The organism is Pannonibacter sp. SL95, assembly GCF_026672425.1.
In the GTDB taxonomy this organism is placed as follows: Bacteria; Pseudomonadota; Alphaproteobacteria; order Rhizobiales; family Stappiaceae; genus Pannonibacter.
The window spans coordinates 1,448,947-1,471,741 of the sequence record NZ_JAPPRC010000003.1 but is presented as its reverse complement, the minus strand read 5'-3'; the positions used below and the strand labels follow the sequence as shown (position 1 = coordinate 1,471,741).

At 62.6% G+C, this 22,795-nt stretch carries 25 protein-coding genes and 3 tRNA genes; 9 read left to right on the top strand and 19 right to left on the bottom strand.

Annotated elements, in window-relative coordinates; all coding sequences use genetic code 11:
- Positions 1–13: 13 nt before the first annotated feature.
- From rplL to OVA12_RS07515, 10 genes are all read right to left on the bottom strand, one after another.
- Positions 14–385 carry a 50S ribosomal protein L7/L12 gene (gene rplL / locus OVA12_RS07560; protein ID WP_268135928.1) on the bottom strand — a complete coding sequence of 124 codons (372 nt, stop codon included), beginning with the start codon at positions 383–385 and terminating at the stop codon, positions 14–16.
- 63 nt (positions 386–448) lie between these two features.
- A complete protein-coding gene (gene rplJ, locus OVA12_RS07555) occupies positions 449–967 on the bottom strand; it encodes a 50S ribosomal protein L10 (RefSeq protein WP_268135926.1) in 519 nt (172 codons plus the stop codon).
- Positions 968–1,281: 314 nt separating this feature from the next.
- Positions 1,282–1,977 (bottom strand): 50S ribosomal protein L1, encoded by a 696-nt coding sequence (rplA, locus tag OVA12_RS07550; RefSeq protein ID WP_268135924.1) that lies wholly within the window; start codon positions 1,975–1,977, stop codon positions 1,282–1,284.
- A 5-nt stretch (positions 1,978–1,982) separates the two neighbouring features.
- On the bottom strand, positions 1,983–2,411 hold the full coding sequence (rplK, locus tag OVA12_RS07545; protein WP_268135922.1) for a 50S ribosomal protein L11: 429 nt from the start codon (positions 2,409–2,411) through the stop codon (positions 1,983–1,985).
- Between the two features lie 147 nt (positions 2,412–2,558).
- Entirely contained in the window at positions 2,559–3,092 is a 534-nt protein-coding gene (nusG, locus tag OVA12_RS07540; RefSeq protein ID WP_268135920.1) for a transcription termination/antitermination protein NusG, read from the bottom strand.
- Between the two features lie 38 nt (positions 3,093–3,130).
- Positions 3,131–3,328, bottom strand: a complete 198-nt coding sequence (gene secE, locus OVA12_RS07535; RefSeq protein ID WP_268135918.1) for a preprotein translocase subunit SecE — start codon at positions 3,326–3,328, stop codon at positions 3,131–3,133.
- Between the two features lie 105 nt (positions 3,329–3,433).
- Positions 3,434–3,509 (bottom strand) — tRNA-Trp (locus tag OVA12_RS07530).
- Positions 3,510–3,627: 118 nt separating this feature from the next.
- The gene (gene tuf, locus OVA12_RS07525; protein WP_268135917.1) at positions 3,628–4,818 is read right to left on the bottom strand and encodes an elongation factor Tu; all 1,191 of its coding nucleotides are present in this window, start codon (positions 4,816–4,818) and stop codon (positions 3,628–3,630) included.
- Between the two features lie 175 nt (positions 4,819–4,993).
- Positions 4,994–5,067 (bottom strand) — tRNA-Gly (locus OVA12_RS07520).
- A gap of 22 nt (positions 5,068–5,089) precedes the next feature.
- Positions 5,090–5,174 (bottom strand) — tRNA-Tyr (locus tag OVA12_RS07515).
- 518 nt (positions 5,175–5,692) lie between these two features.
- Between OVA12_RS07515 and OVA12_RS07510 the strand changes: the two genes are divergently transcribed.
- The 4 genes from OVA12_RS07510 to OVA12_RS07495 all read left to right on the top strand — a co-directional run bounded on the left by OVA12_RS07510 (position 5,693) and on the right by OVA12_RS07495 (position 9,621).
- Positions 5,693–6,205 (top strand): MarR family winged helix-turn-helix transcriptional regulator, encoded by a 513-nt coding sequence (locus tag OVA12_RS07510; protein ID WP_268135915.1) that lies wholly within the window; start codon positions 5,693–5,695, stop codon positions 6,203–6,205.
- A gap of 43 nt (positions 6,206–6,248) precedes the next feature.
- The gene (locus OVA12_RS07505; protein WP_268135913.1) at positions 6,249–6,755 is read left to right on the top strand and encodes a PaaI family thioesterase; all 507 of its coding nucleotides are present in this window, start codon (positions 6,249–6,251) and stop codon (positions 6,753–6,755) included.
- Positions 6,756–6,870: 115 nt separating this feature from the next.
- Complete coding sequence (locus OVA12_RS07500; protein ID WP_268135911.1) at positions 6,871–7,746, top strand: TrmH family RNA methyltransferase; 876 nt, start codon at positions 6,871–6,873, stop codon at positions 7,744–7,746.
- Between the two features lie 915 nt (positions 7,747–8,661).
- Entirely contained in the window at positions 8,662–9,621 is a 960-nt protein-coding gene (locus tag OVA12_RS07495; RefSeq protein ID WP_268135910.1) for an IS110 family transposase, read from the top strand.
- 100 nt (positions 9,622–9,721) lie between these two features.
- Here OVA12_RS07495 and OVA12_RS07490 read toward each other — a convergent pair whose 3' ends face one another.
- Both OVA12_RS07490 and OVA12_RS07485 read right to left on the bottom strand, forming a co-directional pair.
- Positions 9,722–10,216 carry a hypothetical protein gene (locus OVA12_RS07490; protein ID WP_268135908.1) on the bottom strand — a complete coding sequence of 165 codons (495 nt, stop codon included), beginning with the start codon at positions 10,214–10,216 and terminating at the stop codon, positions 9,722–9,724.
- Positions 10,216–10,530 (bottom strand): antibiotic biosynthesis monooxygenase family protein, encoded by a 315-nt coding sequence (locus tag OVA12_RS07485; RefSeq protein WP_268135906.1) that lies wholly within the window; start codon positions 10,528–10,530, stop codon positions 10,216–10,218. Before OVA12_RS07485 ends, OVA12_RS07490 begins: the two co-directional genes overlap by 1 nt.
- Positions 10,531–10,739: 209 nt before the next feature.
- Between OVA12_RS07485 and OVA12_RS07480 the strand changes: the two genes are divergently transcribed.
- Both OVA12_RS07480 and OVA12_RS07475 read left to right on the top strand, forming a co-directional pair.
- On the top strand, positions 10,740–11,945 hold the full coding sequence (locus OVA12_RS07480) for a GTP-binding protein (protein WP_268135904.1): 1,206 nt from the start codon (positions 10,740–10,742) through the stop codon (positions 11,943–11,945).
- Between the two features lie 462 nt (positions 11,946–12,407).
- Entirely contained in the window at positions 12,408–13,559 is a 1,152-nt protein-coding gene (locus tag OVA12_RS07475) for a DUF2336 domain-containing protein (protein WP_268135902.1), read from the top strand.
- Between the two features lie 80 nt (positions 13,560–13,639).
- On the opposite strand, the gene OVA12_RS07470 is transcribed toward OVA12_RS07475, so the two are convergent.
- From OVA12_RS07470 to gndA, 4 genes are all read right to left on the bottom strand, one after another.
- Positions 13,640–14,179, bottom strand: coding sequence for an Hpt domain-containing protein (locus OVA12_RS07470; RefSeq protein WP_268135900.1), 540 nt, complete (start codon positions 14,177–14,179; stop codon positions 13,640–13,642).
- A 93-nt stretch (positions 14,180–14,272) separates the two neighbouring features.
- Positions 14,273–15,058 (bottom strand): NAD kinase, encoded by a 786-nt coding sequence (locus OVA12_RS07465; protein ID WP_268135898.1) that lies wholly within the window; start codon positions 15,056–15,058, stop codon positions 14,273–14,275.
- Positions 15,059–15,217: 159 nt separating this feature from the next.
- Complete coding sequence (locus OVA12_RS07460) at positions 15,218–16,177, bottom strand: IS110 family transposase (RefSeq protein ID WP_268134326.1); 960 nt, start codon at positions 16,175–16,177, stop codon at positions 15,218–15,220.
- A gap of 366 nt (positions 16,178–16,543) precedes the next feature.
- Complete coding sequence (gene gndA, locus OVA12_RS07455) at positions 16,544–17,959, bottom strand: NADP-dependent phosphogluconate dehydrogenase (protein WP_268135896.1); 1,416 nt, start codon at positions 17,957–17,959, stop codon at positions 16,544–16,546.
- Between the two features lie 657 nt (positions 17,960–18,616).
- Between gndA and OVA12_RS07450 the strand changes: the two genes are divergently transcribed.
- Entirely contained in the window at positions 18,617–19,933 is a 1,317-nt protein-coding gene (locus OVA12_RS07450; protein WP_268135894.1) for a tyrosine-type recombinase/integrase, read from the top strand.
- 21 nt (positions 19,934–19,954) lie between these two features.
- On the opposite strand, the gene OVA12_RS07445 is transcribed toward OVA12_RS07450, so the two are convergent.
- Genes OVA12_RS07445 through OVA12_RS07435 form a run of 3 tightly spaced genes read right to left on the bottom strand, consistent with a single transcriptional unit; the run spans position 19,955 to position 21,066 of the window.
- Positions 19,955–20,254 carry a hypothetical protein gene (locus tag OVA12_RS07445; protein ID WP_268135892.1) on the bottom strand — a complete coding sequence of 100 codons (300 nt, stop codon included), beginning with the start codon at positions 20,252–20,254 and terminating at the stop codon, positions 19,955–19,957.
- A gap of 11 nt (positions 20,255–20,265) precedes the next feature.
- Positions 20,266–20,703: a hypothetical protein gene (locus OVA12_RS07440; protein ID WP_268135890.1), complete on the bottom strand. Its 438-nt coding sequence runs from the start codon at positions 20,701–20,703 to the stop codon at positions 20,266–20,268.
- A 15-nt stretch (positions 20,704–20,718) separates the two neighbouring features.
- On the bottom strand, positions 20,719–21,066 hold the full coding sequence (locus tag OVA12_RS07435) for a hypothetical protein (RefSeq protein ID WP_268135888.1): 348 nt from the start codon (positions 21,064–21,066) through the stop codon (positions 20,719–20,721).
- 94 nt (positions 21,067–21,160) lie between these two features.
- Here OVA12_RS07435 and OVA12_RS07430 point away from each other — a divergent pair, with 94 nt between their 5' ends.
- Positions 21,161–21,409, top strand: a complete 249-nt coding sequence (locus OVA12_RS07430) for a helix-turn-helix domain-containing protein (RefSeq protein ID WP_268135886.1) — start codon at positions 21,161–21,163, stop codon at positions 21,407–21,409.
- Positions 21,410–21,629: 220 nt separating this feature from the next.
- The gene (locus OVA12_RS07425; protein WP_268135884.1) at positions 21,630–22,751 is read left to right on the top strand and encodes a hypothetical protein; all 1,122 of its coding nucleotides are present in this window, start codon (positions 21,630–21,632) and stop codon (positions 22,749–22,751) included.
- Positions 22,752–22,795 lie beyond the last annotated feature (44 nt).

Genomic DNA, 22,795 nt, shown 5'->3' with positions numbered 1-22,795 from the left:
CATCTGAAGTCGATTACTTCAGCTCGACCTTGGCGCCAGCTTCTTCCAGCTTCTTCTTCAGGTCTTCAGCTTCAGCCTTGGAGACCTGCTCCTTGACAACCTTCGGAGCGCTCTCGACGAGTTCCTTGGCTTCCTTCAGGCCGAGACCGGTGATGGCGCGGACTTCCTTGATGACGTTGATCTTCTTGTCGCCAGCGTCAGCCAGGACAACGTCAAATTCAGTCTGCTCTTCAACAGCAGCGGCCGGAGCAGCAGCAACGGCAGCAACAGCAACCGGAGCAGCGGCAGAAACGCCCCACTTCTCTTCGAGCATCTTGGACAGCTCAGCAGCTTCCATAACGGTCAGTGCGGACAGGTCTTCGACCAGCTTGTTCAGATCAGCCATTTTATTTACCTTACGTTCGAACCAATAGTCTGCGTACAGACAATGTTGTTGGGGTGGGGCGCCTTATGCGGCCTCGTCCTTCTTGGCATACGCGCCGAAAACGCGGGCAAGCTGCCCGGCCGGAGCGTTGACAACCTGTGCAATGCGGGATGCCGGGGTCTGGATCATGCCCACCAGGCGTGCGCGCAGCTCTTCGAGCGACGGCATCGTGGCGAGAGACTTGACGCCTTCCGCATTCAGGTTGGTCTTACCCAGAGCACCGCCGAGGATGACGAACTTGTCCGTCGTCTTGGCGAATTCGACCATAGCCTTCGGGGCTGCGACCGGATCGCTCGAGAAAGCGATCAGGGTCGGGCCCTTGAACAGGCCACTGACGTGCTCCAGTTCAGTGCCTTGAAGGGCAAGCTTCACAAGGCGGTTCTTGGCAACTCGTACGGACCCGCCGGATTCGCGCACCTTCGACCGCAGGGCGGTCATCTGTGCAACCGAGAGACCCGCATAGTGCGCAACGACCAGAACGGTAGTGCCAGACAGCACTTCGTTCAGGGCGGTCACGAACTCGTGCTTTTCCGCTCTTTCCACTTGCCTACTCCAATTGGTGGCGTTGCCGCCACCGGTTTGCCTTTGCCGTTCCGCGCCAGGATCCGGTTGCCCGGGCCACACGCGAGACGACGCTCAGGGTTCCTGTCCCCCTCGCCTCGCAGGCAGCGCGGCAAGGCAGTTGGTTCGAACCGGTCTTGGCACCTTGCGGTGCGTGAACCTGTGTTCTTACCTATCTATGCAGGCCCATTCGGCTTAAACCGGTTTCCCGGCACCTGCAGTCTCGGACAGGGATGACCCGGCCTTGCGGTCGGGCCAGAACCCCCGGGGGAAACCCGGGGGAACTTCGTTACGGCTTAGCCGTTGATCGAGGCCAGCTCGACCTTGACGCCGGGGCCCATGGTCGACGACAGCGCGACGCGCTTGAGGTACTGACCCTTGGAGCCGGACGGCTTTGCCTTCTGGACGGCATCGAGCAGCGCGCGGATGTTCTCGACCAGGGCATCCTGGGAGAACGACAGCTTGCCGATACCGGCGTGGATGATGCCGGCCTTTTCGACGCGGAACTGCACGGCGCCGCCCTTGGCGTCACGCACGGCCGAAGCCACGTCCGGGGTCACGGTCCCAACCTTCGGGTTCGGCATCAGGCCGCGCGGGCCGAGCACCTTACCCAGACGGCCGACGAGCGGCATCATGTCCGGGGTCGCGATGCAGCGATCGAAATCGATCTTGCCGCCCTGGACTTCGTTGACCAGCTCTTCAGCGCCAACGATGTCAGCGCCGGCAGCCTTGGCTTCCTCGGCCTTGTCGCCACGGGCGAACACGGCGACGCGGACGGTCTTGCCGGTGCCGTTCGGCAGCACGCAGACGCCACGGACCATCTGGTCAGCGTGACGCGGGTCAACGCCGAGGTTGATGGCGATTTCGACGGTTTCGTCGAACTTCACCTTGGCGCGCTCCTTGATCATGACCAGGGCGTCGTTCAGGGTGTAGTTCTTGTTGCGGTCAATGCCTTCGCGAGCTGCGCGGATGCGCTTACCAATCTTCGCCATTGTTCTTACTCCACGACCTCGAGGCCCATCGAACGGGCGGAACCCTCAACCATGAGCATGGCAGCCTCAACATCGTTGGCGTTCAGATGCTTCATCTTCGCCAGAGCAATGTCGCGCACCTGCGCCTTGGTCACCTTGCCGACGGTGCCCTTGCCCGGGGTCTTGGAACCGGACTTGATGCCAGCGGCCTTCTTGAGGAAGAAGCTCACCGGAGCCGTCTTGATCTCGAAGGTGAAGGAGCGGTCAGAGAAATAGGTGATGACGACCGGGCACGGAGCGCCCTTCTCGATATCCTGGGTCTGCGCGTTGAACGCCTTGCAGAACTCCATGATGTTGAGGCCGCGCTGACCCAGCGCCGGACCGATCGGGGGAGACGGCGTGGCAGAGCCAGCAGCCACCTGCAGCTTGATGTAACCTTCAATTTTCTTCGCCATACTGCTCTCCTATTAAGCATGCCGGGCGACCGGCGTTCAGGAGTGGGTGGTATGGATTGGCGACCCGGCGAAGGCCCGCTTTTCCTGCCACCCTTTACAAGCAGGCGGAAACCGCCTGCCGCAGCCCTTGAAGGACTGCTGTCCGGTTCAGCCGACCTTGTCGACCTGACCGAATTCGAGTTCGACCGGCGTCGGCCGGCCGAAAATGGACACCGCGACCTTGAGGCGCGCACGTTCGTCATCAACTTCCTCGACAATGCCGGAGAAGGAGGCGAACGGACCATCGGACACGCGAACCTGCTCGCCGACTTCGAAGCTGACGGACGGCTTCGGACGCTCCACGCCTTCCTGAACCTGGTTCAGGATCCGCAGGGCTTCCTTTTCCGAAATCGGCATCGGCTTCTGTTCGGCACCGAGGAAACCGGTGACCTTCGGGGTGTTCTTGATGAGATGGAACGCCTCGTCGGTCATATCCATCTTCACCAGGACATAGCCCGGGAAAAACTTGCGTTCGGCGTCGACCTTGCGGCCGCGACGCACCTCGACGACCTTCTCCATCGGAACGAGAATTTCGTCGAACAGATCGGACAAGCCCTTCTGCGCGGCTTTTTCGCGAATGGAATCGGCCACCTTCTTTTCGAAATTCGAATAGGCGTGCACAATGTACCAGCGCTTGGGCATGAGCTCAGATCCGCATCTTGTATCGTGGTTACCGGTCGTCAGTTGCCGAGGCCGAGCAACAGACTGACACCCCAGCTCATCAGCTGATCGGCCACCAGGAAGAAAATCGAGGCGATCAGCACCATCAGGAACACCATGACGGTCGTGACCGCGGTCTCGCGCCGGGTCGGCCAGATGACCTTGGATGCCTCGGAGCGAACCTGCTGGATAAACGTAAAGGGATTGGTCTTGGCCATTCCGGTCCCGATTTTGTCACGACGAGCGGGCGCGCAGAATCATCCGCGCGCCCCGCCCGAGTGGTCCTCTTTAAGGCCTCGGCGGCCAAACTGCAAGAACAAAAATGGCAGGGGCAGCAGGGCTCGAACCCGCGACCTGCGGTTTTGGAGACCGCCGCTCTACCAACTGAGCTATACCCCTGCATGGGCGATGGCGAACCACCGCCCTGTCTCGCTGTGTTTAGCCCCTGCTTTGCCAGTTTGGCAAGTAAAATCAGGGGCTAGGCGGTGCCAGCTCTGCAGCTGGCACCAGCATCACCTTACTCGATGATGGAGGCAACGACGCCGGCGCCGACGGTACGGCCGCCTTCGCGGATTGCGAAGCGCAGGCCGTCTTCCATGGCGATCGGAACGATCAGCGTGACGACGACGGAGATGTTGTCGCCCGGCATGACCATTTCGGTGCCTTCCGGCAGTTCAACGATGCCCGTCACGTCGGTCGTGCGGAAGTAGAACTGCGGACGGTAGTTCGTGAAGAACGGCGTATGACGGCCGCCTTCTTCCTTGGTCAGGATGTAGGCTTCAGCCTTGAACTTCTTGTGCGGCTTGACCGTACCCGGCTTGCACAGAACCTGACCACGCTCCACGTCTTCACGGCCAACGCCGCGAACCAGAGCGCCGATGTTGTCGCCAGCCTGGCCCTGATCGAGCAGCTTGCGGAACATTTCAACGCCGGTAACGGTCGTCTTGCGGGTGTCGCGGATGCCGACGACTTCGACTTCCTCGCCAACCTTGACGATGCCGCGCTCGACGCGACCGGTCACCACGGTGCCACGGCCGGAGATCGAGAACACGTCTTCGATCGGCATCAGGAACGGCTGGTCGATCGGACGCTCCGGGGTCGGGATGTAGCTGTCAACAGCGTCCATCAGCGAGCGGATCGCGTCACGGCCGATGGCGGCGTCACGGTTTTCAACCGCGGCCAGCGCCGAGCCCTTGACGATCGGAATGTCGTCGCCCGGGAAGTCGTAGGACGAAAGCAGCTCGCGCAGCTCCATCTCGACGAGGTCCAGAAGCTCTTCGTCGTCGACCTGGTCGACCTTGTTCATGAACACCACCAGAGCCGGCACGCCGACCTGACGGGCGAGCAGGATGTGCTCGCGGGTCTGCGGCATCGGGCCGTCAGCGGCCGAGCAAACCAGGATCGCGCCGTCCATCTGGGCAGCACCGGTGATCATGTTCTTGACGTAGTCGGCGTGACCCGGGCAGTCAACGTGAGCGTAGTGACGGTTGGCCGTCTCGTACTCGACGTGTGCCGTGGAGATCGTGATGCCGCGGGCCTTTTCTTCCGGCGCAGCGTCGATCTGGTCATAGGCCTTGGCGACCGCGCCGCCGACTTCTGCCAGCGTCATGGTGATCGCTGCGGTCAGCGTCGTCTTGCCGTGGTCAACGTGGCCGATCGTGCCAATGTTCACGTGCGGCTTCGTGCGCTCAAACTTTTCCTTCGCCATCGGCGTCGCTCTCTATCCGTTACGCGGTTCAGTCGTTTAGGTTCGAGGCGGGACGCTTTCCGGCCGCTGCGGTCGCCATTTCAGGCGCCCCGGAGGCAGCGAATTGCTTCCCGTTCTGTCCAGGACCCCGGGACAGAACTTGCCCGTACCGGTCACTCTGATCGGCACCCAGTGATGGAGCGGGTGAAGGGAATCGAACCCTCGTCATCAGCTTGGAAGGCTGCTGCTCTACCATTGAGCTACACCCGCTGACCCGGACTTCGGGAGACGATGGTGGAGGAGGTTGGATTCGAACCAACGTAGGCTTAGCCAACGGATTTACAGTCCGTCCCCTTTAGCCACTCGGGCACTCCTCCATTCCGTCGAGCCTCTGTCCGAAGCAGTCAGGATGGCTTCACAGACCGCCCCGCCGCAAGTGCGGGGTGTCCTGTGGCGCGTGTTATGCAGATGCAGTCCTGCCCTGTCAACGCCGATTTGCCGGGTCAGGTCACAAAATGCATTGGCCCCTGCATTTTCCTGTTTTCAGAGCCCGCCTCAGCGCCAACATGCCCTCGCGGAATCAATGCTTTTCCTTGTTTCCACAGGGCTTTTCCCCAGGCCGCGCCGATCTCTGGAGGCCTTGGAAGTTGGGTCAAACCCGCAGGATCCAGCGACTTTGGCTCCCCTTTTGGTCGAAAGCCGGTTGTCTCGTCATCCGCTGTGCTGCCGCTTTTACCGCCTATCGCCCCCCTCTCCTGCCCTGATCTCCCTGCCGACGACGTCGTCCCTGCGTGTGCGCTTGTTCGGCGCCGGTGGCCGCCCACGATTCGATTCTTGTACTTGCAATACCCGCCCATTTCGGTTGTTGTATATGCAATAGCCTCAGGAGCCCGCCATGACCGGCCCGCACCATATGCCTGCCGCCGACGATACGCCCTTGCAGGATCTGCCGGATGTCGACGCCATGGCACGGACCTGTCTCGGGCTGTCCGTGCGCCGCACGTCCAACCTGATTACCCGGCACTACAATGCGCATCTGGCCAGCGCCGGCCTTGAGGTCACCCAGTTCTCGCTGCTGGCCGGCATTGCGTCGCGCAATCCGGCCTCCCTGGGTGATCTCGCCTCGTTCCTGTCCATCGACCGCTCCACCCTCACCCGCAATCTGAAGCCGTTGCAGGCTGCCGGGCTGATCGTCATGGCGCCGGGTGCCGGCCGCCGTCAGCTTCCCGCCCTTACGGATGCGGGCCGCGCGGCCCTGTTTGCGGCCGCAGCCGCCTGGCAAACCGCTCAAAGCAGCCTGCTCGCAGAGCTGGGTCCCGATGACACCGGCGCCGTCCGCGTCGGGCTGAAGCGCCTGCGCGACGCCCTGCGCGCCCTTTCGACTGCCTCCCCCGCACGGCCCGAGTGATCGCGCCAGCCCCCTTTCTTCGATCCAACGACAAGGACATGCCATGACGAGCGAAATTTCGCCCTCCGAAGCAGCCACCCTGCAGCTCGGCGCCCTGCCTCTCACCGAAATCACCAAGCTGTCCGGTCTGGAGATCTTCCAGCATATGAAAGAGGGCAAGCTGCCCGCACCGCCGATCATGGTGACGATGCAGATCTTCCTGGAGACCGCAGAGGCCGGTCGTGCCGTCTTTCGGGGCAATCCCGGCAAGGCACATATGAACCCGCAAGGCACCGTGCATGGCGGCTGGATCTCCACGATCCTCGACACATCCATGAGCTGCGCCGTCCACACGGAACTGAAGCCCGGCGAGATCTATACGACCACCTCGCTCACCGTGAACATGGTGCGCCCCCTGATGCCCGGCTCCGGCGAGGTGCGCTGTGAAGGACTGGTCGCCCATCGCGGCAGCCGCCTCGCCACCGCCGAAGGCCGCCTGGTCGATGCCAAGGGAAAGCTGATCGCCCATGGCACCGTCACCTGCATGATCTTCCCGCTGCAAACAGCCTGAAGCTGGGCACCGGAATGAGGCCGACCGCCCTGCCCGGGCACAAAAGCTGCCTGTTGCAGTCAATGCCTTGAAAATCGCGGTTCAACTGGACCGCGATTGCCTTTATGACAGCTCCATGAGCGACGACACATCTTCCAGCAAACGCCCCCGCCCCGCCGGGGCTGGCGGCTTCCGCAAATCCGGCCCGACAGGCGCTGGCGGCGACCGCTCGCCGTGGCAGCGCGACAAGCCCGGCCGCGGCTTCGTGAAACCCGGGCCGCGCCGTCCCGGCCTGCCGCCGGAAGGCCCGGTGCTGCTTTACGGCCTGCACACGGTCGAGGCCGCCTTCGCCAACCGCGATCGCAAGCGCATCAAGCTCTTTGCCACGGAGAACGCCGTCAACCGTCTGGAAGAGCGCGGCGTGAAGATCGACGTGCCTGTCGAGATCACCGCGCCGCGGGCGCTGGACCGCATGGTTACCAAGGATGCCGTGCACCAGGGCATGATCCTGGAAGCCGATCCCCTGCCGGCCTATGGCGTCAAGGAACTGAAGGGCGCAAGGCTGGTGCTGGTTCTCGATCAGGTCACCGATCCGCATAATGTCGGCGCGATCCTGCGCTCGGCCGTGGCGCTTGCCGCTGACGCCGTCGTCACAACCGAACGGCATGCGCCGGAAGAAGGCTCGGTTCTCGCCAAATCCGCCTCCGGCGCGCTCGACATGATCAAGCATGTGCGGGTCAAGAACCTCGCCCGGTTCCTCGATGAGATGGGCGAGGAAGGCTTCTTCCGCGTTGCGCTCGACAGCGATGGACCGGCGACACTCGAGGAAACCACATTCGGCGACAAGACAGTGCTTGTGCTGGGCTCCGAGGGCAAGGGCGTGCGCCAGGGTGTGCGCGCGGCCTGCGACACCCTCGCCCGCCTCGACATGCCCGGCGAGATCCGCTCGCTCAACGTGTCAAACGCCGCCGTGCTGTCGCTCTACCTCGCCCGCTCCAAGATGGGACTTTAAGGCAGGCAACTGACCCGGACCTCACCCACGTCATCCCGGCCAAGCGCAGCGGCCAGGACCGGAGAGCCCGGGTCCGCTCCGTCGAGCGCACTTGAGAAGCCCGGGCGTAGAGAGACTGCAAAGGACACAATCCTCTCCTTCGTCATGGTCGGGCCTGTCCCGGCCATCTGCACGCAATTGATTTGTACAGATCCTCGGCACAAGGCCGAGGATGACGATGGAGAGGTAACGGCTGTTCAGTCACTTGAAGCCCGGAACGCTCCGCTCCCGGACGAGCTTGATGACAAACCTCGACTTCACCCCCGTCATCCCGGCCAAGCGCAGCGCCGAGCCGGGACCGGAGAGCCGGGTCCGACACGTCGAGTGCACCGGAAAAGCTCGGGCCTGGAGAGACTGCAAGGGACACAATCCTCTCCTTCGTCATGGTCGGGCCTGTCCCGACCATCTGCAGACCATTGATTTGCATAGATCCTCGGCACAAGGCCGAGGATGACGATGGAAGGGTAACGGGCTGTTCAGTCGTTTGAAGCGCGGGACGCTCCGATCCCGGACGAGCGTGATATCAAACCTCGACCTCCCCCGTCATCCCGGCCAAGCGCAGCGCCGAGCCGGGACCGGAGAGTCGAAGCCTCTATATTTCGATCAGTTAAGCCCGGAGAGACCTAGGCTCCCCGGTCCCGGATCTCCGCTTCGCTGCGTCCGGGATTGTTTGTTGTCCGAGGTGCTAGGGTAAAGGGGAAGCTGCGACCCTTAACCCGCAGCTTCAGCGTCAGGCGACCGTCCCGGGGTCGGGTTTTCACCCGCTGTCATCATGGCTCCCTGACGCTTCCCTTTTCCCGCTTGGAGAGTTGATTGGGCCTCTGGTTGACACCCACGCCCGCAAACAATCCGAAGCACGTCAAGGATAGCACGGCCATGCCCGCCCTGCAGCAGCCTCCCGCCCATGTCTGCGGCTTCGATGTCGCCAAGGACAGCATCACCGCCTTCGACACCGCCACCGGCCGTGTCACGACCTTCCCCAACCGCTCCGCCAGCATCCGCAAGGCGCTGACAGGCCTGTCGGCCGACTGCCTGTGCGTGTTGGAGCCGACCGGCGGCCACGAGCGCCTGCTGGTGGGCGAACTGACGGCAGCAGGCCTTGCCTGCCACCGGGCCGATACCGTTAAGGTCAAGGCATTCAGCCGGTCCTTCGGCCGTCTTGCCAAGACAGACGCCATCGATGCCCAGGCTCTGGCCCGCTATGGCGAGGAGCGCTGGAAGACACTCGCCCTGTGCAAGCCGGCCGATGAGACCCAGAGCACACTCGCCAGCCTCAATGCCCGCCGTCAGGAGCTTCTCGCCCTCAAGGTGGCCGAGCAGAACCGCTCAAAGATCCCCGGAGAGGGACCTGGCATCGCGATCATCCGCCGCTCCTGCCAGGTCATCCTGCGGGCGATCCTGCACGAGATCGAGGCCATCGACGCCGCCATCGAGGCGCTCGTCGACGCCTCGCCGCAGCTCGCCCGCCGGATCGAGGTCTGCTGCTCCCTGCCGGGCGTGGGCAAGCGCACCGCCATCACCCTCGCCGCAACCATGCCGGAACTGGGAACGATGGACCGGCGCCAGGCCGCAAGCCTCGCCGGGGTCGCCCCTCATCCGAAGGACAGCGGAACCCTCAAGGGATATCGCCGGATGCACGGCGGACGCTCCACCGTCAAGCCGGCCCTCTTCATGGCCGCCTTGTCCGCAAGCCGCGCAAACGGGCCATTAAAGGAGGTCTATCAAAGGCTTATCAACAACGGGAAGAAGCCAATCCTCGCAATCGCCGCCCTCATGCGAAAGATCATCGTCATCCTGAACGCAAGGATCAGGCAAAACGCACAACAACAGAGTTGATGACACATAGGGTTTTTTTATCCGTCTGAACCCGGGACGCTCCGCTCCCGGTTCACCCAGCCTGAACCCGCCAGGGTCACCTGAAAAAGCGCCAAGCGGATCACGCCGCGCGCGCAATCAGTCGCCGTTCCAGCACACCGGCCAGCCTATCGGCTTCTGCCAGGACGGCGGCGGTCGGGCCGCCCTCGGTCAGGAGCAGCGCATCCACCCGGGCCGGGCGCAAGGGGTCCTTGCGCGCGGCCCGAACCAGCGTGATCACCTTCGCCTCCACGTCGGACAGGCGCGTGCGGCAGCAGGCGCAGTTCGGGTCCCGAAACCGGAACGTCGTGCGCCGCGTCACGCGGATCGCCCGCATCAGCTGCATCACGGCCACGGCAACCTCGCCGCCAACGGCCGGACCGAACGCGTCGGCGGCCATTGCCAGCGCCTGTTCCCAGCTGTGTACCTGCGGTTTGGCATAGGTCAGGCAAATGAACCGCAGCACCTGCAGCACCGCCTGTTCGTCCCGCGCCAGCACCATGGCGTCTCCGCCGTCACCAGCTCCCCCACACGCCGGCTTGCCAGCAGCATCGCTGTCCTTCGGGGTCTTGTCCATCACGCGCCCTCGACAGCTTCAAAGCCTTCGAACTGCGGCGGACCGGCATAGAGGTCCTTGTTGCCGCCGGCGTTGCGATGGGCATCGCGGAACTGCTCGGATTTCGTCCAGGCCAGGAAGTCCTCCCGGCTCGCCCAGACCGTGTGCGAGGCATAGAGCGTGATGCCGTCTTCCTCGTTCATTGGCCCCTTCAACAGGTGAAAGCCCTGGAAGCCCGGCAGCTCGGCCAGACGCGAGTCCCGCCCCTTCCAGACCGCCTCGAACTCCACCTGCCGGTCGGTCTTCACCTTGAAGCGGTTCATCGCGATGAACATCCCTGCAATCCTTCTCGACAGGGCAGCGGCCGGATCAGACACGCCACCAAAATACATGAGTTACGAACTCATATTTTTATCAAGGCGCTCCGTCAAGCGTTTGGCGATCGTCCGCCTGTGGTCAAGCTGACGCAGGCCTTGGCAAGCAGGGTCATGGTCGCTATAGACATGTAACGTTATTACATTTAGCGTCATTCATGAGGGAGATCATGACCAAACGCCTGCCCGTCACCGTCCTGTCCGGCTTTCTCGGCGCCGGAAAGACCACGCTGCTCAATCATGTCCTGGCCAATCGCGAGGGGCTGAAAGTTGCCGTGATCGTCAATGACATGTCCGAAGTGAACATCGACGCAGCCCTCATCCGCGACGGCGGTGCCAACCTGTCGCGCACAGAGGAGACGCTGGTCGAGATGACCAATGGCTGCATCTGCTGCACCTTGCGCGATGATCTCCTCGTCGAGGTCCGGCGCCTCGCCGAGGAAGGCCGCTTTGATTATCTGCTGATCGAATCCACCGGCATTGCCGAACCTCTGCCGGTGGCCTCCACCTTCGAGTTCCGCGACGAGAACGACGAGAGCCTGTCGGACATCGCCCGGCTCGACACCATGGTCACCGTGGTCGACGCAGCCGGCCTGCTGACGCAATTCGGATCGGTCGAAAGCCTGACTGACATCGGCCAGTCGCTGGGCGAGGACGACACCCGCACGCTCATTGACCTGCTGACCGATCAGATCGAGTTTGCCGACGTTATCGTTCTCAACAAGATCTCCTCCGCGACGCGAGAAGACCTCGAAGCTGCCCGCAAGATCATCCGGTCGCTGAACCCGGAAGCACGGCTGGTGGAGACCGACTTCGGTCAGGTTCCCCTCTCCGACATTCTCGGCACCGGCCGCTTCGACTTCGAGCGCGCCCACACCCATCCGCTCTGGTACAAGGAACTGAACGGTTTCGCCGATCACACACCAGAGACGGAAGAATACGGCATCCGCTCCTTCGTCTTCCGCGCCCGCCAGCCCTTTGACCCGGAAAAGCTGCAGGCCTTCATCAACCGCTCCTGGCCCGGCGTCGTTCGCGCCAAGGGCTTCTTCTGGCTCGCCACCCGGCCCGATTTCGTCGGCGAACTGTCGCAGGCCGGCGCGCAGGTGCGCACTGAAAAGCGGGGGCTCTGGTGGTCGGCGGTGCCGAAGTCCTACTGGCCGGAACATCCCGACTGGCACCGATCGATGGAAAGCTACCTCGACCCGGTCTGGGGCGACCGGCGGCAGGAACTGGTCTTCATCGGATGCGACCCGATGGACGAAGAGGCGCTGCGCCGGGAATTGGCCGAATGCCTCGTGCCCGCCAAAGGCTTCACCCCGGCCGCCTGGCGCCACATGACCGACCCCTTCCCCCTCTGGACCAAGTCCGCCGCCTGACAGGCAATGCCCCGTCCCTCGTCATGCCGTGGGCAAGCCATGGCATGACGACGACCACTGGCCACACACCCTCGACATCCGCCGCGCCCCGCGGCGTCATCCCCGCCCCCGTTGTTCAGACTTGTGCGGGGATCCATACCGCGTTTCCCCGCCCGACACAGCTACAGCGCCTCCGGGCCTTCAGCCTCCCTATCGATCTCCGCCGTCATCCCCGCCTTGTGCGGGGATCCACCGGCCTTTCCCCGAGCCAAAGCCCAACAGCGGCCCCGCCAGTAGCGCGATCCCCGCACGGAGGCGGGGACGACGTCTGAGTGGGGTGATTCTCCGCGAGATACCCGACTGAGGTCGCATATCAAGCGCAGTGAGCCCCCTCATTTTTATGGTGAACCGAACGTTAAGCCTTTGCGTGGCAAGGTTTCTGTCATGGAAGCGCCGTTGCAAGGTGAGTAGTCCGGTCTAGCCATGATCATTCGTCAGTTTCTTCAGTGGATCGATACAGCGCCGGTTGGCGCGCGGGCGGAGGCGACGGGGGCGCTTGCGCGGGCCTATCTGCATTCGCCTTTGTCCGAGGAAGACCGGGCCGCCGCGCTGTCGGCGCTGACCTGGCTGCTTGATGACCCTGCGCCCGAAGTGCGGTTTGCCCTCGCCGATGTGTTTGCCCGCCGCGCAGATGCACCGCGCCATCTCGTTCTGGCGTTGATGCGCGACCGCAGCGAAATCGCCGCGCTGGTGCTGGCGCAGTCACCGCTCATTCCCGATGCGGACCTGATCGATCTGGCCGCCGAGGGCGATGTCCTCATCCAGCGCGCCATTGCCCGCCGCACCCTGCTGTCGGCCCCGGTCGCCGCCGCCTTGGCCGAAGTGGCACCGGCTGCGGTCTGCGCCGAGCTGCTCGACAACGAACACGCGCCGCTTCTCGTCTTCAGCCTGTCGCGGCTAGCCGAGCGCTTTGCCGGCGAAGCCGAGCTTCGCAACCGGCTGCTGGCCCGCCCCAATCTGCCGCTGGCGGTCCGCCACCGCCTGCTCACCGCGCTCACCGATGGCCTGCGCGAGCGGGCGGTCGTGCTGGTGGGGTCGGATCCGGACGAAACGGCCGTCTATCTGGAAGAAGCCCGCGAGCGGGCAACACTGGTGCTCTGCGCCCAAGCTGAAGATGCGGCCATTCCGGCCTTTATCGAGCATCTGCGGGCGAGCGGCCAGTTGACGGCCCGGCTGCTGATCCGGGCTCTGGGCCAGGGCAACCTGCGCCTCTTCGGCTTTGGCCTCGCCCTGCTCACCGGGCAAGACCGGGAGAAGGTTGCCCATGTTCTGGCGACCGGGCGGGACACCGCCTTGAAGGCCCTGCTTGGCGCTGCCGGCCTGCCGGTCCGCTGCCAGAGCGTGCTGGCCATCGCGGTCCTCGCCTACCGTCAGGCGGAAGAAGACTTCCGCGCCGATGCCAGTCCGGTAATCGTGCGGCAGGTGCTGGAGGCGGTTGCTGCCCGGCTGGAGGCCGATGCCAGCGCCGGCCAGACGGCCGGTGAGGACATCGTGCAGCTCATCCGCACACTTGCGCTTGAGGCTGCACGCAGCGAAGCACGGGCCTTTATCGAGGACATGCGCGCTGCGGCGTGAATTTGTCCGGCTTTGGGATCGTTTTGGCGTGACTTTGTCGCGCAGCGACGCGCAAATGTCCAGGTCCGGTCAACAGGGCCTCAACCGTCGCGGCCGGGTCGCCGTGCAAGAAAATCGTTGGTCACATCGGTCAGCTTGCGCAGCAGGGTGACACCGGTCAAGTTGCTGTCATCCTTGGCCTTTTCGCTGATCATCGCGCGAATGGCCTCCACATGCTGGCGCAGCAGCACCGCCGGAATGGCCTCGGCCGCATCAACAGTCTCGATCAGATGGCACAGATTGCCCGCGACCTGCCCGACCAGCGGAAATCCCAGCGTCGCCGACTGCCCCTTGATGTTGTGGGCGGCCTGGTAAAGCGGCTCAAGTGTCTGAGATGACAGGCCGTTTTCGTCGATGTCCTGCCACGCGGAGGCGAGCGCCTCTGCCTCGCTGCCCATCCAGCCATCAAAGTGCCCGGACAGTTTCTGCAGCGCCGCTTCAGCGGCCTTAACAGGGTCGAACTTGGCGGCCTCGCGCGGACTCATGATCCGAACTTTCTTGCGCAAGTCCTTGGGGGGCGTGAGAAATTCGACTTCGCCGTCGAAATCGTCCTCACCAAAAGGCTGGTCCGTACCAGACATCGCTTCAACCCTCTCCGCCGCGAGCCCCGCCTCGGCCGGCCGTTTCCAGTTCCGCGCAAGCTTGCTCTGATCAGGCTAAAAAAGCGTTGCGATTCAATATCGAAACATCTCGCTCAGAATTCTTTCGTCCCAGCCATGTTCCTGGTCAAACATCATGATGCAGGACGATCCGGTGTCCTCGCGCACGCTGACCTTGGCAACATTACGGATCTCGGTATGGTCCGCCGCCGCACTCACCGGGCGCTTTCCGGGTTCAAGAACCTCGATGTCGACCGTGGCCCGGTTGGGCAGAAGCGCCCCGCGCCAGCGCCGCGGGCGGAAGGCGCTGATTGGCGTAAGTGCAAGTAAAGGCGCGGAAATCGGCAAGATCGGCCCATGCGCCGAGAGGTTGTAGGCCGTACTTCCCGCCGGTGTCGCGATCAGGCAGCCGTCGCAGATCAGTTCCTCAAGCCGCTGCCGTCCATCGACCGAAATGCGCAGCTTTGCCGCTTGGTACGTCTGCCTGAGCAGCGAGACCTCATTGATCGCCCTCGCCGTGTGATGGCCGCCGGACTGGTCGACCGCCTGCAGGAACAGGGGATGGATCGTCGTCACATCGGCCGCACCAAGCCGGGCCAGGAGGTCTTCCTCCTTGTATTCATTCATCAAAAAGCCGACCGACCCCCGATTCATGCCATAGATCGGCAGACCGGAATTCATGAAGCGATGCAGCGTCTGCAGCATCAAGCCGTCACCGCCGAGAGCAACAATCACGTCGGCTTCCTCGGGTGGGGCATTGCCGTAGCGCTCAGCCAGATTGTCCAGCGCCAGGCGTGATTCCTCGGTGTCGCTGCCCACAAGCGCAATGCGGCCAGAGCGGATCTGTGGTCTCGTCGTCATGGCGTTTCCCGGCGCATCCCCTTGGTCCTGCAGGTCTTTGCCGCAGGGACGACCACTAAACAGCATCCCGGGGCGAAGGCCAAGGTCAAAGCACCGGCTTGCACCACAATGCAAGAACGGGCAGCCATCTGGCCGCCCGTTCCCAGTCATTGATCGTCATCAACTCTGTTGTTGTGCGTTTTGCCTGATCCTTGCGTTCAGGATGACGATGATCTTTCGCATGAGGGCGGCGATTGCGAGGATTGGCTTCTTCCCGTTGTTGATAAGCCTTTGATAGACCTCCTTTAATGGCCCGTTTGCGCGGCTTGCGGACAAGGCGGCCATGAAGAGGGCCGGCTTGACGGTGGAGCGTCCGCCGTGCATCCGGCGATATCCCTTGAGGGTTCCGCTGTCCTTCGGATGAGGGGCGACCCCGGCGAGGCTTGCGGCCTGGCGCCGGTCCATCGTTCCCAGTTCCGGCATGGTTGCGGCGAGGGTGATGGCGGTGCGCTTGCCCACGCCCGGCAGGGAGCAGCAGACCTCGATCCGGCGGGCGAGCTGCGGCGAGGCGTCGACGAGCGCCTCGATGGCGGCGTCGATGGCCTCGATCTCGTGCAGGATCGCCCGCAGGATGACCTGGCAGGAGCGGCGGATGATCGCGATGCCAGGTCCCTCTCCGGGGATCTTTGAGCGGTTCTGCTCGGCCACCTTGAGGGCGAGAAGCTCCTGACGGCGGGCATTGAGGCTGGCGAGTGTGCTCTGGGTCTCATCGGCCGGCGTGAACAGGGCGAGTGTCTTCCAGCGCTCCTCGCCATAGCGGGCCAGAGCCTGGGCATCGATGGCGTCTGTCTTGGCAAGACGGCCGAAGGACCGGCTGAATGCCTTGACCTTAACGGTATCGGCCCGGTGGCAGGCAAGGCCTGCTGCCGTCAGTTCGCCCACCAGCAGGCGCTCGTGGCCGCCGGTCGGCTCCAACACGCACAGGCAGTCGGCCGACAGGCCTGTCAGCGCCTTGCGGATGCTGGCGGAGCGGTTGGGGAAGGTCGTGACACGGCCGGTGGCGGTGTCGAAGGCGGTGATGCTGTCCTTGGCGACATCGAAGCCGCAGACATGGGCGGGAGGCTGCTGCAGGGCGGGCATGGCCGTGCTATCCTTGACGTGCTTCGGATTGTTTGCGGGCGTGGGTGTCAACCAGAGGCCCAATCAACTCTCCAAGCGGGAAAAGGGAAGCGTCAGGGAGCCATGATGACAGCGGGTGAAAACCCGACCCCGGGACGGTCGCCTGACGCTGAAGCTGCGGGTTAAGGGTCGCAGCTTCCCCTTTACCCTAGCACCTCGGACAACAAACAATCCCGGGCGCAGCGAAGCGAAGACCCGGGACCGGAGAGCCAAGGCCCATCGGTTCCCAACTCCCCAAAAATCGAGACTTCGGCTCTCCGGTCCCGGCTCGACGCTTCGCTTGGCCGGGATGACGGAGGAAAAATCTAACGAAATCAGAGGCCTGACTCAGGCCCCCGCGCCCCACGGACCATGGTGGATGTCGCGGCCATCGAGCCGGTCGAAGCCATGTGCGCCAAAGAAATCGCGCTGCGCCTGGATCATGTTGGCCGTGCCGCGCGCGGTCCGCATCAGGTCAAACCACGCCAGACCCGACGCAAGGGCGGGCACCGGCAGGCCGTTCAGCGCGCCGAGCGCCACCACCTGGCGCAGGGCCGGAATGGTCGCCTCGAGCCGGGCAGCAAAATCAGGCGCCAGGATCAGGTTGCGGCCCGGATTTTCGGTGAGGGCCGAGGCCATGTCGTTCAGCATGTCCGAGCGAATGATGCAGCCGGCGCGCCAGACACGGGCGATCTCCGGCAGCGGCAGCGACCAGCCGAAACTGTCGGAAGCTGCTGAAATCATGGCGAAACCCTGCGCGTAGCAGAGGATCTTGCCGGCGATCATCGCCTGTTCCAGCGTGGCAGCGGACGGTGCGTCCGTTCCGCCGAGACGCTTGGGCGCCGCGCCGAAGCGGGCCTCGCCAGCCTTGCGCTCATCCAGCCGGGCAGAGACGTTGCGCGCCATCACGGCCGCCTCGATCACCGGCACGGGAGTTGCCAGATGCTGCGCCTCGATGGCAGTCCAGCGGCCGGTTCCCTTCTGGCCGGCGCTGTCGAGGATCACGTCCAGCATCGGCTGGCCGGTCGCAGGATCGGTGGCCTTGGAAACGGCTGCTGAAATTTCAACGAGATAGGACCGCAGCACGCCCTCGTTCCAGGCGGCAAACAGCGCACCGATGTCGCCAGCCGAGTGGCCCAGCCCGTCTCGCAGGATGCCGTAGATCTCGGCGATCATCTGCATGTCGGCATATTCGATCCCGTTATGCACCGCCTTGACGAAATGGCCAGCCCCGGCCTCGCCCATCCAGGTGGCGCAGGGAATGTCCTGATACCGTGCGGAAATCGCTTCCAGGATATGGGAGACCCGGTCCCAGTCTGCCTTCAGGCCGCCGCCCATGATCGAGGGACCATGGCGCGCGCCTTCCTCGCCGCCCGACACGCCGAGGCCGAGAAAGCGCATCGGCAGGCCGGCTGCCGCGCGGCGGTTGGTGTCGTGGAAATTGGCGTTGCCTGCGTCAATGACGAGATCGTCCTTGTCGAGGAGGGGGGCCAGCGCGGCGATCTGGTCATCCACGGCCTGACCGGCGGGAACCATCAGGATGATCGCACGCGGCTGCTTCAGGCTTGCGACCAGATCGGCGAGGCTCTCGGTCGGGATGACATTGGCCGCCAGCGCGCCGGCTTCGGCGTGGAAGCGGCGGTTGACCTCCGTCGTGCGGTTGAACACCGCGATGGGGAAGCCCTTTTCGGCGATGTTGAGGGCAAGGGCGGCACCCATGGTGCCAAGGCCAATGAGGCCGATCTCAGCAAGCGTGCTGGCCATCCATGCATCCTTTGTTGCCGGCGCTTGAAGCAAGGCGCGCAAGGCTTGCGACCCGAGGATCGCCGCCTGCCGCAGGCTGGCGCGCCAGACCGGTTCAGTCTCTGTCCAAAGCCGAGCCACAAGCCAGCCCGGCCACCAGCCTTCCCCCTGACATTTTCACACGCGGGTGGTCAAGGGTGGATGCTGGGGTAAAAGGCGGTCTCAACCAGCGAGAAGAGCGAAAAGCCGATTCAATGCATCTGCCGACTAGCAGGTAGAAGGTGACAAAAAGGTCGCCCGGAAAATGGTGCCGGCGACAGGATTCGAACCCGTGACCCCCTGATTACAAATCTCATTTCATATGTATCACCCGATACGATTGGCTACTATGAATTACGCAAAATCAAATAGTTAGTATGAAGGGTTTGCGATGGCCTGCGATGCAATTTGACACTTTCTGCTTATACGGTGCTTATATGGAAAGCTCGCAGAGGGTGGGTGGTTCGACCTGGCGGCGTGGCCGGGTGCAACGTGCGAGCTTACGTGTATGTAGTATATGGCGAAGGCTGTCATTGCCGTCATGGTCGTCATTATTGTTGTTTTACAATGATTTAAGGTCGTCACTGTTTTGGCAGGGGTTGTCATGGTCGTCATCGGACAGAAAGGCCCGGAACTGCGATGCCCAACCTGACCAAAAGGGTTGTCGATGCCGCCAAGCCTCAGGAAAAGCTTAGCTTTTTGTGGGATGATGCCCTGAAAGGCTTTGGCTTGCAGATCACTCCGGCGGGGGTGAAGAGCTATGTTCTCGCCTATCGGACAGAGGCGGGACGGACGCGGCGGATGGTAATTGGCCGCCACGGTGAGCTTGCGCCGGATCAGGCGCGCAAACTGGCTGCTGCAAAGCTGGTCGAGGTGCGAATGGGCCGTGATCCGGCGGCAGAACGGCAGGCGCTGCGGGCGGCGGAAACCGTTGCCGACTTGCTGGACAAGTACCTTGCCGAGCACGTCGAGGTGCATAACGCCGCTACCACGCTCGTTCATGCAACACGGGTGGTGGAGAAGGTTCTGAAGCCGCGCATCGGCAAGAGCAAGCTGGCGAGCTTCGCCCGCGCGGATGTGGTCAAGCTGCACAAAGCCTTGGCGGACACGCCGCGACAGGCGAACCTCGCCCTTGCGATCCTGTCAAAGGCATTCAATTTGGCGGAAACCTGGGGCATCCGTCCCGAAAACTCTAACCCGACACGGCTGGTCAAGCGCTACGCTGAAACCGAACGTGAGCGCTTCCTCAATATGGACGAGCTGGCCCGGCTTGGGGCGGCGCTGGACGAGGCGGAAGCTAAGGGTTTGCCCTGGAAGGTCAAGGCGGAAGGCGATGCGCTGAAGCACCTTGCCAAGGACACCGAAGCCCGGCGTGCGGCCGTAAGCGCTCCCGCTATCGCGGCTGTCCGGTTGCTGCTGCTGACGGGCGCAAGGCTTTCAGAAGTGCTGGAATTGAAATGGGTACATGTGGATGCGGAAGCCGGGACGGTGGCTTTCCCGGCGCGAAAAGGCGGCGGGCGGCGGGCGCATCCGGTTGGTGCGGGCGCGCTGGCTGTTCTGGCTGCGTTGCCCCGGCGCGGGCCTTGGGTGCTGCCCCGTGATGCGGACACCAAGCGGCACGTGTCCAAAGAGGTGGTTGAAAATGCCTGGCAGCGCATCCGCGCCCATGCGGGGCTCGATGACGTGCGCCTGCACGATTTGCGACATACGGTCGGAACCTTCGCCGGACAGGCGGGGAGCAATGCCTTCCTTATATCGCACCTTTTGCGACACTCTAATCTGACGATGACAAATCGATACGTCAGCCCCGATGCGGACCCTATCCGGGTGCTGTCGGATGCTGTCGGCGCGCGGATTGAGGCGGGATTGAAAGGGGAGAAAGCGCCTGCAGAGGTGATTGACCTGGCTGCCGCAAAAAGGAACCGGCCCCCGCGACGGGAGCCGGAACAGGGATAGCAGGGCTTCAGGTGGGACGGCTCAAGGCGCGCAGGTTCTCTCAAGGAAGCCCAGTGCTGCCGCCATGAGCGCTAACGGCGCGGGGCCGCAGCCGTCCGCCTGTGCAAATTCCAGCGCCAGCCGCAGGGCTTCGACGGCTTCGCGTGGTGTTGCGGCGGCGGCGGTCCAGTTTTCGAGAACTTCGTATGGTTTGCCATATGTGGAAGCAATCAGCGCTTCCGGGTTTTCCGCTTCGTCAATTGCGTGCGGCGGGAGGTTTTGGAAAGCCTCTGCACCGGCACGATAAGCCGCGATCATCTCCGAGAGGCTGGGCTGTGTCATCGCGCGATCCTTCATTTGGCCGTTACCAGCAGCTTGCGCATTTCGTCCGGGCTCTGCGCATGGCGCTGGATGTGCTCTTCGTCGCGGTCGAACAGGGCAACCTCGGGCCCGGCATGGGGCCTGAGGAAGTCGAGCAAGTGGCGGATGTTGCGCTTCAGGCGGCGCTCAAGGTCCGCCCGCACCGGGCCTGTCCTGTCTGCCCAATTCGTCAAGTCGTTCAGGTCCGTGACGATCAATAAGACTTTGAAATAAGCCCCGGAAAAGCTTTCAGGAATGCGATGGGAGGCGAGGTGTTCGATTGCGGCAATCGCATCAATCAGCCCGGCGGCACCGTCGCGGGCTTTGGGCTGGGCGAGCCGTCCGGCCTCGTCGAGTTGATCGTAAAGAGCGCTGAGTGTGCCAGCTTCAATGCCAAGGACCGTCACGGGGCAAGTGTTTTGCATCTGCATGGGTTCGATCTCCGGTCAGCTGAAGGCTGCAAGCTGGGCGTTGAGGGCATCCCGGCGGCTGGCGATCGCTGCCATGGGCGCGTCTGAAAAAACGAGACGGGCCAAGGCGTCCTGTGCGGCGGCGGCAAGGCGCGTGCGCTCGACCGGCGGCAGGGCTGCGGCGGCGGTGCGGGCTGCCTGTGTGGCCTGCGCGGCGGCAGCTTCGGCCTTGGCCGTTGCCCATGCTTCCCGCAGCGCCTTGCTGAAACAGGACCGCAAGGACGGCGCGGGGCCGAACAGGCGCTCGTTGCGGCGGAAGTTCGCATGGATGGTCCGAGCGTTGGCCCATGCTTGGCGGAAGATGGTGGAGCGGTTGAAATTCATATCGACGGCCTCGCTAGTTTTGTTATCCTTTTGGTATCATTTGTCCCTGATGGTGTCAATCATTTAGGATCATATGATACATAAAGGATCAAAAATGTTTAACGAAGCACAGATGCGAGCCGCCCGCGCCCTGCTTGGGCTATCACAAGGTGACCTCGCCGCGCGCACGGCGCTTTCCCTTCCGACGATCAAGCGGATGGAAACGCTTGGTATTGACCGGAGTACGGCGGCAAACGTCGAGGCCGTGAAACGGGCCTTCGAAGCCGCAGGCGTCGAGTTCCTGGCCGCCGACGCCTCCGGCGGTGTTGGGGTGCGCCTGCGGCGGGATGCGGTCGAGGGGTGATGGGCTGCCCTGCCGACGCCACCCCCCCCACCTTTAGGGACCGTTTGGCCGCAAACCCGCGCCACGGGCGGAAAGACCCCGAAAAAGGGCCAGACACCCCGCCTAAAATGTTGGGTTGACGCGGTTGACGGGGTTGACGCCACCGGTTGACGGTTGACGGGGTTGACCTGGTGCGGCTGTGGCGCTGTTCCACATGGTTGATATGCGAAAGGGTCGCAATATGGCTGCGTCATTTCAGGATCTAAGACGAGACTTCAGCGATCCCACATGTGAAGAGGCGACAAAAGAAAGGCTGGAAGCATGGAAGGCAGGGCGGCAAGACGTCTATCTTGCTTGCTCAGAATCCGGAAGAACACCTGAGCTTCAGTACTCCGAAGAGTTCAGATCGCTCCATCTATGGAAGCGGTTATATGGGGATGCTATATTCTTCAATGGCCCCGGTAATGAGCACTATTACTACTTCCCGAAGCCGAATACCTGGAAGCCCTACGTGAAGCCTTCCGCGCCTATTCCGCGAATTGAACTGGATGACTGGTTAGAGCAACGGCTTGCTGAGGGTGGGAAAAGCTTACGTGAGCGACTGATTGCCCTCGGTGTTGATTGTGCATACTGGTGGATGCGCTGGGCCATATTTGTTTCGCAACGATTTGTTGACGCGGTTTATATGGATTACAGATTGTCGGATCTAAAGTTACTTGCCCAAAATCTCGATGGCATCATTGCGCACGCGGATAGTTCGCTTGAAAGCTTGAGCGCTCTATATAGAATTTTCTCAGAAAGTAATATTTCCGTTTTAGCGCATTCGCAAAGGCATATGTACGCGGAAGGATCAAATAAATTTATGCATGGAATTGTGGAGGGCGGGATATATGGAGCATTTGATTTAAGTAAAATTAGTGAAGTTAGGAGATTTATGAGTGTTCTATTGCTATCCGCGTCGGAGTGGCGGTCGCTCATCAATCCAAAAGGGCGACCGTCAGCAGTCAGGCGCAAAGCCTTCGCCGTTTATGCGGGCTCAATCTACTATGTCTTGACTGAAACGCGCCCGACCGAAACGGATGGCGGCGGCTTCCATGACTTTATGTCTTTAGCGGAAAGTGTTTTTTGGTCGAATTGGGGCCACTCGCTTGAGTTTCCTGAAAGACAAAGAGCCAATACGTCAAACGATAATTCGGACGTGAAGCATTTAATGAATTTTGTGGCAAGTATGTTCAAGGATGCGCCAGATATATTGAGAGGAATAGGCTACTTCGAACCTGGAGATACATGTAGCGTCTATGAGAATGGCGTTTTGGCCTGGCTGCATGATGCCCTGAGAGACGAACTGCTTCCCGATCTTTAGGCGCACGCACCCGGTAAAGTGAGGTCAGACTTCCGGCACTAAAG

What these genes read in the sequence shown, in the direction of transcription:
- nusG (WP_268135920.1), bottom strand. Translation starts at nt 3,092, where the DNA reads ATGCCCAAGCGCTGGTACATTGTGCACGCCTATTCGAATTTCGAAAAG.
- OVA12_RS07475 (WP_268135902.1), top strand. Translation starts at nt 12,408, where the DNA reads ATGATCATTCGTCAGTTTCTTCAGTGGATCGATACAGCGCCGGTTGGC.
- OVA12_RS07505 (WP_268135913.1), top strand. Translation starts at nt 6,249, where the DNA reads ATGACGAGCGAAATTTCGCCCTCCGAAGCAGCCACCCTGCAGCTCGGC.
- OVA12_RS07490 (WP_268135908.1), bottom strand. Translation starts at nt 10,216, where the DNA reads ATGGACAAGACCCCGAAGGACAGCGATGCTGCTGGCAAGCCGGCGTGT.
- tuf (WP_268135917.1), bottom strand. Translation starts at nt 4,818, where the DNA reads ATGGCGAAGGAAAAGTTTGAGCGCACGAAGCCGCACGTGAACATTGGC.
- OVA12_RS07445 (WP_268135892.1), bottom strand. Translation starts at nt 20,254, where the DNA reads ATGACACAGCCCAGCCTCTCGGAGATGATCGCGGCTTATCGTGCCGGT.
- OVA12_RS07510 (WP_268135915.1), top strand. Translation starts at nt 5,693, where the DNA reads ATGACCGGCCCGCACCATATGCCTGCCGCCGACGATACGCCCTTGCAG.
- OVA12_RS07440 (WP_268135890.1), bottom strand. Translation starts at nt 20,703, where the DNA reads ATGCAGATGCAAAACACTTGCCCCGTGACGGTCCTTGGCATTGAAGCT.
- OVA12_RS07460 (WP_268134326.1), bottom strand. Translation starts at nt 16,177, where the DNA reads ATGCCCGCCCTGCAGCAGCCTCCCGCCCATGTCTGCGGCTTCGATGTC.
- OVA12_RS07500 (WP_268135911.1), top strand. Translation starts at nt 6,871, where the DNA reads ATGAGCGACGACACATCTTCCAGCAAACGCCCCCGCCCCGCCGGGGCT.
- OVA12_RS07450 (WP_268135894.1), top strand. Translation starts at nt 18,617, where the DNA reads ATGCCCAACCTGACCAAAAGGGTTGTCGATGCCGCCAAGCCTCAGGAA.
- OVA12_RS07425 (WP_268135884.1), top strand. Translation starts at nt 21,630, where the DNA reads ATGGCTGCGTCATTTCAGGATCTAAGACGAGACTTCAGCGATCCCACA.
- rplA (WP_268135924.1), bottom strand. Translation starts at nt 1,977, where the DNA reads ATGGCGAAGATTGGTAAGCGCATCCGCGCAGCTCGCGAAGGCATTGAC.
- OVA12_RS07465 (WP_268135898.1), bottom strand. Translation starts at nt 15,058, where the DNA reads ATGACGACGAGACCACAGATCCGCTCTGGCCGCATTGCGCTTGTGGGC.
- OVA12_RS07480 (WP_268135904.1), top strand. Translation starts at nt 10,740, where the DNA reads ATGACCAAACGCCTGCCCGTCACCGTCCTGTCCGGCTTTCTCGGCGCC.
- OVA12_RS07495 (WP_268135910.1), top strand. Translation starts at nt 8,662, where the DNA reads ATGCCCGCCCTGCAGCAGCCTCCCGCCCATGTCTGCGGCTTCGATGTC.
- OVA12_RS07435 (WP_268135888.1), bottom strand. Translation starts at nt 21,066, where the DNA reads ATGAATTTCAACCGCTCCACCATCTTCCGCCAAGCATGGGCCAACGCT.
- rplK (WP_268135922.1), bottom strand. Translation starts at nt 2,411, where the DNA reads ATGGCGAAGAAAATTGAAGGTTACATCAAGCTGCAGGTGGCTGCTGGC.
- gndA (WP_268135896.1), bottom strand. Translation starts at nt 17,959, where the DNA reads ATGGCCAGCACGCTTGCTGAGATCGGCCTCATTGGCCTTGGCACCATG.
- OVA12_RS07430 (WP_268135886.1), top strand. Translation starts at nt 21,161, where the DNA reads ATGTTTAACGAAGCACAGATGCGAGCCGCCCGCGCCCTGCTTGGGCTA.
- OVA12_RS07485 (WP_268135906.1), bottom strand. Translation starts at nt 10,530, where the DNA reads ATGTTCATCGCGATGAACCGCTTCAAGGTGAAGACCGACCGGCAGGTG.
- OVA12_RS07470 (WP_268135900.1), bottom strand. Translation starts at nt 14,179, where the DNA reads ATGTCTGGTACGGACCAGCCTTTTGGTGAGGACGATTTCGACGGCGAA.
- rplL (WP_268135928.1), bottom strand. Translation starts at nt 385, where the DNA reads ATGGCTGATCTGAACAAGCTGGTCGAAGACCTGTCCGCACTGACCGTT.
- secE (WP_268135918.1), bottom strand. Translation starts at nt 3,328, where the DNA reads ATGGCCAAGACCAATCCCTTTACGTTTATCCAGCAGGTTCGCTCCGAG.